Here is a 14,498-nt window from a genome sequence, read left to right as displayed (position 1 = left end):
CGGAGAGCCGGCGCGCCGCACTTTACACGGGGTTAGAGGTTCCAGTGCGAAAGCGCACTCGTCATATGAGCCGGGATCTTCGAACCCAGACGCGGGAACATACGCAGCTCCTCGACATAACGCTCAGCATCCAGCGGACGCGGGTAGGTAACAAACGCCTGCTCATTCGCATAATCGAATGCCGCCTGAACTGGCACACCCGGGGTGAAGGTCAGGCTCATAGCTAGCGGCGAGCCCTCACCCTCGCTGTACGAGTCAGTCTTTAGTGCCGGGATATCCATCAGCGTCTCAGGAATCAGCTCGAAAGTACGGACTTGCTCCCAGAAGCCGTTGCGGCGCACGTGGGTTAGGGCATCGTAATAGGAGCCGAGAGCACGCACACGAATCAGCACGGTGGTGGCATCCTTTGCGGTGCCGTTCTCACCGAAGAGATGCTCGACGACCGGTGCCAGACGCTGAGCGACCTGAGTCTGAGTCAGCACCAGATTGCCGGATGCCAGCTGAGTCTCCGAGGGAGCCAGCGGGCTCTGTACCGCCACGGAGGGGGTGTCCGGCTCAGCCACGATGGTGGGCAACTGGTTGTGCTCGCTTAGCGCGGATGCCGAGATGCTGGAGGAGATACCTGCCGGGGTGCTCTCCTGCAGGGCAACCGGGATGGTCCCCACAGCGGGTGCCGCATCTGCAACCGGTGCTGCAGGGGTAGCCTGAGCGGTGGCCTCGGAGGCGGATGCAACCGTTGCGGGAGCCTCAGCAATCTTGGCTGCGGGGGTCACCTCAACGGTCTTGAGCTCAGCAACCTTCTCAGCGGGCTCTTCCTGAACGCCAGCAGCCTTTGCCTCGGTAGCCTTCGCAGCAGCACCGGCGGTACCCACTGCGGCAGCTGCAGCAAGAGCACCAGCCAAGCCGGGAGCCACAGATGCACTCTCATCGGCAGACTCAACATTTTCGAGGGCAGGTTCCTCAGCGTACGCTTCAGCAGATGCAACGGAGGCCTCGGGCTCAGGCAGCAGTTCAGAATCGTCCAGGAACGCGGGCAGGGCGGGCTCTTCGGTCTGCTCTACGGCCGGTTCTTCTGCAGCTTCTTCAACGGGCTGGGTACGGTCCACGATGAAGGACTCTGCGGCCAGGGGGGCGACAGCCGAAACGTCCTCAGCCGAAACATCCTCAGCGGGTGTTTCCTCAGCAACTGCGGGGGCTGCTGCATCCTCAGTGTTCAGCTTCTTCTGAGCGTTGGCAACGATGGCGGCCAGAGCAGCTTCCATATCTTCACCAGACTCATCAGACTCGTGGACAGAGGCCTCAGAAATCTCAGATGGTTCGGCGGTGAGCTCTTCAGCCTGCTCAGTTTCGGATTCTACGGTAGCCGCGCCAAATACAGGGTCATTCTCGTAGTCATACTCAAAGTCAGCTTCAACCGGCGCAAACTCAGTCTGGGCAGGCTCGTCAGAAGCTTCAACAGCTTCCTCTGCGTCTTCCTTCTCCTGCACAGAAGCAGCGACGGCAGAACCAGCCGCAGCAGCAAGACCAGCGGCGGTCAGCAGACCCGAAGAGATATCCTCTTCAGCAGCCTCAATTACAGGCTCTTCAGCGACTTCAACAGTAGCCTCAGCCTCGTTCGCAGCCTGCTTCTCGGCGCGCTCCGCCTCAAGCTTACGCTCAATAGCTTCACGTTCAGCCTCAACCGAGTCAACGCTCTGAACAGCAGCTTCCTGAGGCTCATCCTGCGAGGTAACCTCAGCGGTCGCAACGGATTTAGCCTCGACAGCGGAGCCTTCCAGCAGGAAGCTTTCACTGATAGTCTGACCGTCCGCAGCGCCCAGGTAGGATGCGTGAACCTCCAGGCCGTCGCCCAGATGAGGCTTCAGAGAAACAGCCGCGCGGTTCCAGGTTGCGCCTGCCTGCTGAGCCTCGGTGTACAGCGCCGCAACGGGTGCGAACCAGTCAACGCCGGGCACGACAATGCCGGTTTCAACTTCACGGCCGCGGTGCAGCAGACGGTAGTGCATATCCTCATCAACATGGCGCAGTTCCAGGCTCATGGTGCCCGAACCGCGGGTGTGCATGAGCTCCGTCAGGCTGTAGAGAGCGCGTTCCTTGGGTGGAACGGGCAGGGTTACAGCACTCTCAACGGGCTCCTCAGCGCTGTTTTCTTCCTCAGTAAGTTCAGATGCCAGCAACTCGGGCGCCTCAACGACGGCCTCAATCTGCTCTTCCTCAGCGGCGGTAACAGGCTCTGTATCTTCTGCTAAAGCAGCGGTGAGGTCAACGGTTTCTTCAGTTTCAGCAACCTCAAAAATTTCGGGTGTATCAGCAGTAGCTTCTTCAGCGATTACCTCATCGGAAGCGACCTCGCCGAAAGTCTCCTCATCGCTGTCGAGGGTAATGCCCAGTCGAGCAGCGTAGGCGGCAGCCAAATCATCCAAACCGGCGTTCTGCGCCTCGGTGACAGCTGCGCGGGTGCGGGCAGTCTTCAGGTCTTCTACGGTCAAGGAGTCCTCAGCTACAGATTCAGATGCAGAATAATCGCTCTTGGACTTGTTGTCGGCAGCCTCTCCAACAGCCTCAACAACCTCAAGCTCTTCGCCTCCCTCTGCCTCACTTGCAGTCGCTTCAGCGACCTCAGCAGCAGTATCTTCGGTGTTCTGTGCACGCAGAGCACGCAGATGCTCCTCAAACTGGGAATGGGCGTTCTCTGCTGCGTCCTTCGGTTCCTCGACATCGGCCGATGATGATTCCTTAGCCTCGACAGATGCGCCCTCAGCTTCGGTTTCTTCGTCATCGCGCAGGAACGCGGGGGTAGCGGGCTGAGCAGCCTCAGCAACCGGGGCGGCGTCTTCTTCAACATCCTGGCCCTCAGCTACCTGCTCAGCTTCAACAGGCTCCTCAGATTCCTGGGGGAAAGTACCAAGCGCAGCCAGCATGCTACGACGTTCCTGTTCCTCAGTCAGCTCATCAGCAGCGGAAGATTCTTCAACCTTCTCATCGCCGTGCAAGAGGGCACGCTTGAGGTCCTCAACAGCGCGGTGCTCTTCGTTCTGCTCTTCGTCGTGGTTCTGGTGGCGTGCGCTTTCAGACTTCACGAAGCGGCGCAGGGAGTCCTCCCACTGCTGCTGTTCCATAATCTTCTGGCTCAGTCGCGCGTTCTTGGGAGCATCTTCGCTTGCCTGTTCCTTCTGGACCTTAGCAGTTTCGGCGCTCTGTTCTTCGCGCGACTGTTCATCCAACTTCTTCTTGCCGATTCCAAAGAAGCTCATTGGGTGTCCTCCTCCGGCGTGCGCCGTGTGATGATGCGCCATTTCCTTCAACCTCCGCAGGTGTGTGGGCACGGGGGCGGGAACATGACGCAGATGTCCTCATAATCCTTTTAATTCTATCGCGTACATAGAGTTTCACCCCGCTACTCGGTGAGAGGTAACGGGGTGAAACTTGTACAGTTTTCAAGGCATAACGCGGTTATAGAGCTGCGCTTTCAAGACTGCAGCATAAGCTTTCAAAAGCTCTTTAGCGTGCCTCATCGCGGATGGGGTTTGCCGCCTTCGCCGCCTTCGCCAACTCAAAACGGACAGCGCGCAGTGCGGTTGCCGCCATAACACGCACACCGATACCGATTGCCTGCTCACTCGGGGCGTAATCGCCCTGATGCAGATCATAGGTGGGGTCACCGGGGGCACGGGTACCCAGACGGAACATGGAGCCGGGAACTTCCTGCAGCATCCAGGCGAAGTCTTCGCCGCCCATGGACTGTTCAACCAGCACAATGGAGTCTTCGCCCAGCTCGGCGCGAGCCGCGTTCTCCAGCATAGTGGTTTCCAGGTCGGTATTGACGACCGGGGGCACACCGCGGATGTGCTCCACTCGCGCCCTCACGCCGAAGGGGACAGCAACCTGTTCGATGACTTCATCCAGCATGTTGCCTGCCTGACGCCAAACCTCAACATCTAGGCAACGCATGGTGCCTGCGAGGTAGCCCTCGGCGGGGATAGCGTTGGGAGCAACACCAGCACTGACCTGACCCCAGGCGACCAGCACGCCCGAACGCACGTCGGTACGGCGGGTCAAGACTGCGGGAACCTGCACAGCAATCTGGCTCATGGCGTAGATGAGGTCCTCTGTCAGGTGCGGGCGGGAAGTATGGCCACCGTGACCGCTCAGATGAATCTTGATGGTGTCAGATGCGCTAGTAATCGCGCCGATGCGGGTACCAATCTGCCCCAGGTCCACCTTCGGATCGCAGTGCAGAGCAAAAGCACGCGGAATGTCCTTGAGCAGACCCTGAGCAATCATCTGTACGGCACCACCGGGAAGCTGCTCCTCAGCGGGCTGGAAGAGAATGCGGACGCTACGGCCCAGCGGGGTCTTCTCGTTCAGCTCGTGCAGTGCCAGCGCCACACCGAGCATAACGGTCTGGTGAATATCGTGACCGCAGGCGTGCATCACGCCGGGGACGGTGGAAGCGTAGGGCAGACCGGTCTGCTCAACAATGGGCAGAGCATCAATATCGGCGCGCAGAGCCACAGCGAAGGGGCCGCTTCCAATATCGACGTAGCAGCCGTTGCCTTCGCAGGCGACGGGGTTCATGCCGGCTTCTCGCAGTCGGTTCATGAGACGCTCAGTGGTTGCAATTTCACGGAAGGAAAGTTCCGGGTTGGCGTGCACTTCGCGGCGGAACTGCACGAGGGTACCCATCATGCGCCCCACCCAGTCGTCGAAGACGGGGGTGGACAAATCGTAGCGAGAATTAGCGAAAACCATACACAGTAGAATAACGCCGCCCGCCAAGGTTTACCTACCCGCTGCCCCTTTCTGACAGCTCTCGAGAATATCTATGACTTTATGACAGATTGTGAAGAGTGCTCCTGCCCGCCGAAGCACCGTTCAATGCTCTGCCCCACGATTTGAAGCAGGTCCTTTTCTGTTAAAAATATTCAAGCCGCCACCCGGTGTGGGTGACGGCTTGAATCGTCAATGCTGTATCAGCTGATACCGTGTACTCAGATTAGAGCGAGCGGCTCAGGATTGCCTGCTTCACCTCGGCAATAGCCTTGGTGATCTGGATGCCACGGGGGCAAGCCTCGGTGCAGTTGAAGGTGGTACGGCAACGCCATACGCCTTCCTTGTCGTTGAGGATCTCCAGACGCAGGTCGCCTGCATCATCGCGCGAGTCGAAGATGAAGCGGTGTGCGTTCACGATAGCGGAGGGGCCGAAGTACTGACCGTCAGTCCAGAAGACCGGGCAGGACGAGGTACATGCTGCACAGAGGATGCACTTGGTGGTGTCATCGAAACGTGCACGGTCCTCAATGGTCTGCAGGCGCTCACGCTCAGGCTCATTCGAGTCGTTGATGAAGAACGGCATGATTTCGCGGTATGCCTGGAAGAAGGGCTCCATGTCAACGATGAGGTCCTTTTCGCAGGGCAGACCCTTAATAGGCTCAACGGTAATCGGCTTGGACAGGTCAAGGTCCTTGAGCAGGGTCTTGCAAGCCAGGCGGTTACGGCCGTTGATGCGCATCGCGTCTGAGCCACAGATACCGTGTGCACAGGAGCGGCGGAAGGAGACGGAGCCGTCTACCTCCCACTTGATCTTGTGCAGAGCATCCAGCACGCGGTCGGTGCGGTACATGGTCAGCGGGAATTCATCCCAGTACGCCTCGGAAGAAACTTCCGGATTGTAGCGACGAATCTTGATGACCACATCGTACGTGGGGATGGAATCGGAGTCGCCGCCGGCCATACCCTCAAACAGCTTGACGGATTCCGGTTCGGGGAGTTCGTTTTCAGCCATTTTAGTACTTACGCTCCTTCGGCTCGTAGCGGGTGTAGACAACGGGCTTGGTTTCGAATCGCAGGCCCTTGACACCCTCAAACTCGGATTCGGGGTCGAGGTAGACCATCGAGTGCTTCATGAAGTTGACGTCGTCACGCTTAGGGAAGTCCTCGCGGTAGTGACCACCACGGGATTCCTTACGGTGCAGTGCGCCAACGGACATGACCTTTGCCAGCTCAATCAGGAAGCCGAGCTCAACAGCCTCGAGCAGGTCGAGGTTAAAGCGCTTACCCTTGTCCTGGATGGAGATGTTCTGGTAACGCTCTTCCAGTTCAGCGATGGTTGCCAGTGCTGCGCGGATGGTCTCATCGGTACGGAACACCTGCATGTCAGCTTCCATAGCCTTCTGCAGGTCTGCACGGATAGCGCCGACCTTCTCGGTGCCCTTGCCCTCGAGGATGCCGTTGAGCATATTGAGAACGCGATCTGCTGCATCGTCCGGAACGGGTACAAACTCAGCGGATGCTGCGTACTCTGCTGCCTTGCGACCTGCACGCTTACCGAACACGTTGATGTCCAGCAAGGAGTTGGTACCCAGACGGTTTGCACCGTGGACGGACACACAAGCAACCTCACCAGCTGCGTAGAGACCGGGGATGGTCTCTTCGCTGTTGCGGTAGACCTCGGTCTCGTTGTTGGTGGGGATACCGCCCATTGCGTAGTGCGCGGTGGGGAACACCGGGATGGGCTGGTGGTGCGGTTCCACTGCCAGGTAGGTACGAGCGAACTCGGTGATGTCCGGTAACTTCTCATCGATGTGCGAAGGCTCCAGGTGGGTCAGATCCAGCAGCACGTAGTCCTTGTGAGGACCGCAGCCGCGGCCTTCACGCACCTCGTTTGCCATTGCACGTGCCACGATATCGCGGGGTGCGAGGTCCTTAATGGTGGGTGCGTAGCGCTCCATGAAGCGCTCACCGTCAGCGTTACGGAGAATACCGCCTTCACCACGAGCACCCTCGGTGACGAGAATGCCCAGGCCAGCCAGGCCGGTCGGGTGGAACTGAACGAATTCCATGTCCTCCAGGGGCAGGCCTGCACGCAGTGCGATAGCCATGCCGTCACCGGTGAGGGTGTGTGCGTTGGAGGTGGTCTTGAAAATCTTGCCACAGCCGCCGGATGCGAAGATTACGGACTTAGCCTGGAAGACGTGAACCTCGCCGGTTGCCAGGTCGTAGGAGACGACGCCAGCAGGGCGGGGCTTACCCTCTTCGTCCTTGACCAGGATTAGGTCGAGAACGTAGAACTCGTTGTAGAACTCCACATTGTGGCGAACGCAGTTCTGGTAGAGGGTCTGCAGAATCATGTGGCCGGTACGGTCAGCTGCGTAGCACGCGCGGCGCACAGCAGCCTTACCGTGATCACGGGTGTGACCGCCGAAGCGGCGCTGGTCAATGCGGCCTTCGGGGGTTCGGTTGAAGGGAAGACCCATCTTTTCCAGGTCGAGCACAGCGTCAATAGCTTCCTTAGCCATGATTTCTGCTGCGTCCTGGTCAACCAGGTAGTCGCCGCCCTTAACGGTGTCAAAGGTGTGCCACTCCCAGTTGTCCTCCTCAACGTTAGCCAGAGCTGCGCACATGCCACCCTGTGCTGCGCCGGTGTGGGAGCGGGTGGGGTATAGCTTAGTCAGTACCGCGGTGCGAACTCGCTGGCCGGCCTCAATGGCGGCACGCATACCTGCGCCACCGGCACCGACGATCACTACATCGTACTTATGTACCTGCATGATGTTCTTTCTGTGTTTTAGATGTTTTCGTTTGTCTCGAATACGTCGCCGTTAGCGTGCCGAGCAGAAGCTGGGGAGCAGTTCAGCCGCTGCGCCGGAGGGGCAGGGATCGAACGCGAAGATGGTGAGGGTACCAACCAGCAGGACGAATGCGCATGCTGCGAAAAGGATAACCTTCAGCCAAACGCGCAGGCGGTCCTTCTCAGCGTAGTCATCAATGATGACTCGGATGCCGTTTGCACCGTGCAGCATAGCCAGCCAGAGCAGCAACAGATCCCAGACCTGCCAGAAGGGGTTAGCCCACTTACCGCCCACGAAGCCGAAGTCGATGGCGTGGATGCCGTCGCCGACCATAAGGTTGGAGAAGAGGTGGCCGAAAATTAGCACGACGAGTACGATGCCGGACAGGCGCATACCGAGCCAAGCGAACATCTCAAAGTTATTGCGCTTGGAGGAGGAGCGGTTGTATTTTACGCCGTCGATGCGGTTATCACGCAGACGGGGTACATAGGTGCGGGGCTTGAGCGGAGTAGCCATTGTTTAGTGACCTCCCATGTGCGAGAAAACGATCGGCAGGTGGCGTGCGGCGAAGCCAGCAACGGTAATTGCCCAGAGGAAAAGCACAACCCAAAGAATCTTGATGTGCGTGTAGGTTGCCTTCTGGCTGATTTCGACGTTGCCGTCCTTGTTCTTCGCCTGAATGTGCTCCACGTGCGAGTTGGTTGCCTTACTCCAGAAGTCAATGAGGATAATACGAATACCGTTGAACGCGTGGTAGACGATGGCGGCGACAAGGGCGGTCTCACCCAGACCCATGATGGGGTTCTTGTACAGGCTCAGTACGCCATTGTAGGCCTCCGGAGAGATACGCACGACGGCAGTATCCAGGATATGTACAAGAAGGAAGAAGAAAATCGCGATACCGGTAATGCGATGAGCAACCCAGGACCACATGCCCCAGCGGCCGCGGTAAAGGGTTCCTTTAGAACCATTCAACACTGAATAACCTCCTGCTGCGACGGTGAGCGTCTGGGTTCTGGTGCCGCAATTTTAGACCCCAGCTTCCAGGCACAGCTGTGTGCTCACCGACTGCTTTTGTTCGTCTGTTACTTCCAAGATATCAGGTAAATTCACAGCTTATTGACACCCTGTTCGGGGTTTTTTTACAGCTTCTAAAAGTGAATTAGGGCATATTTTTCTTGCGATACCGTCTACTCCCCTCTGTTTGTGCGGAACTTACCTTATCCTAACCTCAAACATCACAACACTGAGAGTCCCCTGACACTTTCTGCCAAAACGTAAAAGAATTCGATATATGACAAATTCACAAGCTATTCTTGAATCGATGAATACTGCACTCACTCGATTCCGCCCGCTCATTCCCGCCGGCGGTGTTGGCTCGCGTTTGTGGCCTCTATCCCGCGCACATGCCCCGAAATTCCTGCTCGACCTCACTTCGTCGGGCAATTCCCTGCTGCGTGATACCTACGACCGTCTCACCAATCTCAGCAACGGCTCCGTCATGGTAGTTACCGGCACTTCGCACACCAATGCGGTCACCCAGCAGATTCCTGAACTGCGTGCCGCTGACCTGGTACTGGAGCCCTCCCCCAAGGATTCGGCCGCCGCTATCGGCCTGGCTTGCGCTATCATCCATCGCCGCGAACCGGACGCCATCATCGGCTCCTTCGCCGCTGACCATGTGATCAGCCCCGTGGATGAATTCCACCGTGTGGTGACCGAAGCTGTCATCACCGCAGCAACCGGCAAGATTGTTACCATCGGCATTACTCCCACCGAGCCCTCCAGCGCGTTTGGCTACATCCACGCCAGCGAGTCCCTGGGCATTGAGGACGCCCCCAATGCTCAGGCTGTGGACACCTTCGTGGAGAAGCCCGATGCCACTACCGCACAGAAGTACCTGGATTCCGGTGAGTATACCTGGAACGCAGGCATGTTCGTAGCACCGGCGGCCCTGATGCTCAAGCACCTCGAGGCGAACGAGCCCGAGCTGTACGCGGGCATCATGGAAATTGCTAACGCTTGGGACACCCCCGAGCGTGAGGCTATTATGGACCGCGTCTGGGAGACCCTGCCCAAGACTGCTATCGACTACGCCGTGGCTGAGCCCGCAGCAGCAGCAGGCGACGTTGCCATGGTTCCCGGCTCCTTCAGCTGGGATGATGTGGGAGACTTCGATGCTGTGGCACGCCTGAACACCGAGAAGAGCGGCGAAGAGCTGACCATTCTCGGCGAGAAGGATAACGTTATCAACCACGGTTGCTCCGGAATTATTGTCGCGAACACCGACCGCAAGATCTCTATCATTGGCCTCGACGATATCGTTGTGGTGGATACCCCCGACGCACTGTTGGTCGCTCCCCGCTCCAAGGCACAGGCTGTCAAGGATGCAGTGGGTGAGGTCAAGGCGCGAGGCCTGAACAACCTCCTCTAAATTTTTGCCCCCGCGCAGATACTTAAACCCTGCTCGAGCAAAAGATACCTCTAAGAAACCGGCTCTCTTCTTTTCGGAGGGGAGCCGGTTTTCTTATGCCTCGATGACTATGCCCCGTTGGGTCATTTCGCAGGTGGGTTCAAGGCATTTACCTAGTGGGGCACGAAAGAACGCTCTCTGTAACCGGGTGGGAGCAACAGAATGCCTTACGCATCCCGCATAGACTACACTTCCAGACTCTGACACACCAAGAACCACCCCATATAGAGAATCATTCTCATGTTACTCTTGGTAGATGCACATGACCCGTAAGTTTTTCCTCACCCGCGCCGGCACATTCGGCGCAGTAGCTACACTCACCCTGACCGCATGCGGTGCCCAAACCACCCAGAACGCACAGACCAGCCCCAGCGCCTCCACCCTCCACGAGTACTACCCCCGCACCCATCACCGAAGGCAAGGGGGCGGCAAGCCGCGTCGCTATCACCTACGACGGCGGCGTGTTCGTCTACGACGCCAAGGACATGAAGCTGCTCGCAGACATCCCTAAGGAAGGCTTTCTGCGCCTCTCCGATGCTGGCAATAATCGCCACCTCGTCGTTGCAGACGGTAACAGCTACACCTTCCTGGACACCGGCGTATGGTCCGTAGCGCACGGCGACCATTCACACTACTACACCACGTCCCCATCCCTGTCTTCACTGTCTCTTGTGGCTGACCATACCAGTCACGTCATCAAGGACAACGGCAAGGTCACGGCATTCGCTGACGGCACCGGTTCCTTCGCGGTATACGACCCGGCAAAGCTGACCCATGATAAGCGCACAGTTTCCTCGCTGGAGACCACCACCGTCACCCTGCCGCAGCCGCACCACGGCTTCGCAATCCCGCTACCCAACGACCAGTACCTGGTAGCGGTTGGCGACTCGAAGACCCGCACTGGTGCCGCTGTTGTGGACGCTCAGGGCAAGACCGTCACCGAGAGCCCCGCTTGCCCCGGCGTTCACGGTGAAGCCATCGCCAAGGACGGCGCATTCTCCATCGGCTGCTCCGACGGCGCGCTCATTTATAAGGATGGCAAGTTCACCAAGATCACTAACCCCGAGGACCCGTACTCGCGTTCCGGCAACCAGTCTGGCAAGGCTGACTCCCAGTACGTTCTGGCGGACTACAAGACCGACAAGGACGCTAAGCTGGAGCGCCCCGAGAAGTTCTCCATTATTGACACTGTTGCGGCAACCCGTACCGTCTATGCCCTGCCTTCTGGTGTGAGCTACACCTTCCGTTCGCTGGCTCGCGGCCCTCAGGGTGAGGCTCTGTTGCTGACCACTGACGGCAAGCTGCGTATCTTCGATCCGGCAACCGGCGCTGAACTGGGCTCTGTACAGCTCATGGAGGCGTGGACCGAGTCTGAGACATGGCAGGACGAGCGTCCGGCTCTGTGGGTGGACGGTAAGACCGCCTACGTGACCGACCCGGCGGCCAAGAAGCTCATTGCGGTATCCCTGTCGAACCCAGTAGCGCCAAAGGAGCTGATGAGCGTGGAGCTTCCGAAGACCCCGAACGAGATTCTGGGTGTCTCTTCCTCGCACGCTGCACCGGTTGAGTCTGAGGCGCACGGCGCTGCTTCCTCCTCGGCTTCAGCTGACACGCACGAGTCCGGCGAGGCTCACGAGGGCCACTCCCACTAGGGCTCTCACGCTGAGATAAACCTAGCGAAAATATTAAGAGAGATGCGACCGATAACTTATCGGTCGCATCTCTCTTAATGTATATCAGGTTTATACGCCAGCTACTAACGCAGCGGCAGGACCCTCATCTCTTCCCAGTCCTGCCCGTCGTAGGAGTAGCAGTGCAGGTGATCCACAGTGAAAGTACGCTGCTCAGCGGGCAGAGCGTCAAACACCTCAAGGGCGTTCGCCACCTGCTCCTGCGTGAGCCCGTGGCCTAAGGTCACGTGCGGCACATAGGGGAATGACGCCGCACCGGTACCGAATAGCTCAACCAGCTTCTGGTGAATCTGCTCGAACTCGGCCTTACCCGCCTCCAGGTTCAGGTACTCCACCTCGGTTACCGGCCGGAAGGAGTGTACCGAACCCCAGCGTGCCTCAAAACGCGGCATGTCCAGCGCCTCGCGGAACTGCGGGGACTGCACCGCAACCAGTAGAGACTCGTTCAGCTCCGTCAGGTACACGGTCACGTGGGTGCTGATAGGCGCCACCGCACCACCGGCTACCGCGCGCTTCCACTCTTCCAGGCGCTGAACATTCTCACCGCTCACGTGCGCAATAACGCTCAGGTAGCGGCGGCCAGGTTTCAGGGTCGGGGATACAGGAGCCGTCGTGGGGCTCGAAGAGTTCTCTTGTGCTGTCATCTCAATCGTGCAGGTCATGCAGCGCCTCAGCCAAACTGGCTGAACAGCGCGCTAGATTGCGGCGGCAGGCAAGAAGCCAACCTTCTTGTACACGTTCTCAATGGTGACCGTAGCGATCTCACGGGCAGCGGATGCGCCCACAGCCAGCAGGCGATCCAGCTCGGCGGGGTCGTCCATCAGCTCGAGGGTACGCTCACGCACCGGGGTGAGGCGCTCCACCACGATATCGGCAAGGTCAACCTTCAGGTGGCCGTACATCTTGCCTTCGTAGCGTGCCACGATTTCGTCGATTCTCTCGCCGGTCATTGCCGAGTAGATGGAGAGCAGGTTGGAGACGCCGGGCTTAGCCTCGCGGTCGTAGGCGATGACGGAGCCGTCATCGGTCACGGCGGACTTAATCTTCTTCTGGGTTGCCTTGGGAGTGTCCAGAAGCTTGATTAGGCCCTTGTCCGTGGCTGCAGACTTGGACATCTTCGAGGTCGGGTCCTGCAGGTCATAAATCTTAGCGGTTTCCTTCAGAATCACCGGCTCGGGCACCACGAAGGTCTCACCGAAACGGGAGTTAAAGCGCTGAGCCAGGTTACGGGTCAGCTCCAGGTGCTGACGCTGGTCCTCGCCCACGGGCACGCCGTCCACCTGGTAGAGCAGAATGTCGGCAGCCATCAGAATCGGGTAGGTGAACAGACCCACGGAGGCATTCTCAGCACCCTGCTTCTGGGACTTGTCCTTGAACTGGGTCATTCGGGACGCCTCACCAAAGCCGGTGAAGCAGTTCAGAACCCATGCCAACTGGGCGTGCTCGGGCACGTGCGACTGTACGAACAGCGGGGTGCGGGTCGGGTCAATGCCAGAGGCGATATACTGCGCCGCGGTCAGGCGGGTACGCTCACGTAGCTCCTCGGGGTTCTGAGGAACGGTGATGGCGTGCATATCCGGGATGAAGAACAGACATTCGTTATTCGGGTCGTCCTGCAACGCCACCCAGTTGTTCACAGCACCAATGTAGTTACCCAGGTGCATCGAATCAGCCGACGGCTGCGCACCCGAGTAGATACGCGCCTTCTGCTGAGAGGCATTAGGGATGAGGGATTTATCCGGCTTCTTTTCGTCTGCCATAGTTATTTCCTGTGCAGTTCTTCCTGTGCGGTGCTACGGACGGTGCAGCACATCTTCAAAAACTTATCTGTACGTGGGTACACGTCTTACTCACCGATACGGTAGTCAACCACCAGCGGCGCGTGGTCGCTGAAACGCTCATCGTAGCTTGCCGCGCGATCCACGACCGCTTCCACGGCGCTTTCGGCAAGCGCCGGGGTCGCCATATGGTAGTCAATACGCCAGCCTGCGTCATTATCGAACGCCTTACCGCGGTAAGACCACCAGGTGTAGGGACCGGGCACCTGACCCGCCAGCTCACGAGCCACATCGCGGTAGCCGATATCACCGAAGAAACGGTCAAAGTAAGCGCGTTCCTCCGGCAGGAAGCCGGCACGCTTCTGGTTAGCCTTCCAGTTCTTAATGTCCAGCTCAGTGTGGCCCACATTCAAATCGCCCACGATGAGCACGTGGTCCGAGTGCTTTGCCAGCTCAGGCATGCGCACCAGCATGCGCTCCAGGAAGCGGTACTTATCGTCCTGCTTCTGGGTGCCGACCTCACCGGAGTGAACGTAGGCGCTGACCACCGTCAGGGTCTTACCGTTGGGTAGAACATAGTCTGCCTCAACCCAGCGGCCCGAATCATCAAAGTACTCTTCGCCAATATTCGAGCGGGTTGCTACCGGCTGGTTCTCTAGGACTTCACCGGCTGAGTTCGGGGTGCGGCGGGTCGCCACCAGCACGCCGGCACGGCCCTTCGCAGCAGCCTCCGCGTGCAGAATATGCCACTGGGATTCGTCCAGCAGCTCACGCACGATAGCGTCGGGGGCGCGCACCTCCTGCAGACAGAGGATATCGATGTCACGGCTCGCCAACCACGCCGCCATGTCCTTCTTATAGGCGGCTCGGATACCGTTCACATTCACGCTTGCCACGCGAAGCAGACCGCTCGGGCGTGGTGCAGGGGTGTTAGAAAAATGCATAGTCTTAATTATGCCAGTTTGAGGGAAGAGAATTTTTCACT

At 58.6% G+C, this 14,498-nt stretch carries 11 protein-coding genes; 2 read left to right on the top strand and 9 right to left on the bottom strand.

Annotated features, from left to right (window positions below):
- Positions 1–32 precede the first annotated feature (32 nt).
- From QFX05_RS05885 to sdhC, 6 genes are all read right to left on the bottom strand, one after another.
- Entirely contained in the window at positions 33–3,254 is a 3,222-nt protein-coding gene (locus QFX05_RS05885; protein ID WP_279741744.1) for an ornithinee aminotransferase, read from the bottom strand.
- A gap of 247 nt (positions 3,255–3,501) precedes the next feature.
- Positions 3,502–4,752: an amidohydrolase gene (locus QFX05_RS05880; RefSeq protein ID WP_279741743.1), complete on the bottom strand. Its 1,251-nt coding sequence runs from the start codon at positions 4,750–4,752 to the stop codon at positions 3,502–3,504.
- 244 nt (positions 4,753–4,996) lie between these two features.
- Entirely contained in the window at positions 4,997–5,785 is a 789-nt protein-coding gene (locus QFX05_RS05875) for a succinate dehydrogenase iron-sulfur subunit (protein ID WP_279741741.1), read from the bottom strand.
- A 1-nt stretch (position 5,786) separates the two neighbouring features.
- Positions 5,787–7,550 (bottom strand): succinate dehydrogenase flavoprotein subunit, encoded by a 1,764-nt coding sequence (gene sdhA / locus QFX05_RS05870; protein ID WP_279741739.1) that lies wholly within the window; start codon positions 7,548–7,550, stop codon positions 5,787–5,789.
- Between the two features lie 51 nt (positions 7,551–7,601).
- Positions 7,602–8,087, bottom strand: a complete 486-nt coding sequence (locus tag QFX05_RS05865; protein WP_279741738.1) for a succinate dehydrogenase hydrophobic membrane anchor subunit — start codon at positions 8,085–8,087, stop codon at positions 7,602–7,604.
- Positions 8,088–8,090: 3 nt separating this feature from the next.
- The gene (gene sdhC / locus QFX05_RS05860) at positions 8,091–8,549 is read right to left on the bottom strand and encodes a succinate dehydrogenase, cytochrome b556 subunit (RefSeq protein WP_279741737.1); all 459 of its coding nucleotides are present in this window, start codon (positions 8,547–8,549) and stop codon (positions 8,091–8,093) included.
- Positions 8,550–8,895: 346 nt separating this feature from the next.
- On the opposite strand from sdhC, the gene QFX05_RS05855 reads away from it, so the two are divergent.
- Positions 8,896–10,005 (top strand): mannose-1-phosphate guanylyltransferase, encoded by a 1,110-nt coding sequence (locus tag QFX05_RS05855; protein ID WP_279741736.1) that lies wholly within the window; start codon positions 8,896–8,898, stop codon positions 10,003–10,005.
- 374 nt (positions 10,006–10,379) lie between these two features.
- A complete protein-coding gene (locus tag QFX05_RS05850) occupies positions 10,380–11,696 on the top strand; it encodes a hypothetical protein (RefSeq protein ID WP_279741735.1) in 1,317 nt (438 codons plus the stop codon).
- 104 nt (positions 11,697–11,800) lie between these two features.
- On the opposite strand, the gene QFX05_RS05845 is transcribed toward QFX05_RS05850, so the two are convergent.
- The 3 genes from QFX05_RS05845 to QFX05_RS05835 form a co-directional block, all read right to left on the bottom strand.
- Positions 11,801–12,397, bottom strand: a complete 597-nt coding sequence (locus QFX05_RS05845; protein ID WP_279741734.1) for a 2'-5' RNA ligase family protein — start codon at positions 12,395–12,397, stop codon at positions 11,801–11,803.
- A gap of 33 nt (positions 12,398–12,430) precedes the next feature.
- On the bottom strand, positions 12,431–13,495 hold the full coding sequence (gene trpS, locus QFX05_RS05840; RefSeq protein ID WP_279741732.1) for a tryptophan--tRNA ligase: 1,065 nt from the start codon (positions 13,493–13,495) through the stop codon (positions 12,431–12,433).
- A gap of 86 nt (positions 13,496–13,581) precedes the next feature.
- Positions 13,582–14,457, bottom strand: coding sequence for an exodeoxyribonuclease III (locus tag QFX05_RS05835; protein ID WP_005506814.1), 876 nt, complete (start codon positions 14,455–14,457; stop codon positions 13,582–13,584).
- Positions 14,458–14,498: the final 41 nt, after the last annotated feature.

Source organism: Rothia similimucilaginosa, from assembly GCF_029850875.1.
Lineage (GTDB): Bacteria > Actinomycetota > Actinomycetes > Actinomycetales > Micrococcaceae > Rothia.
This window is presented reverse-complemented; position numbering and strand designations above follow the sequence as displayed.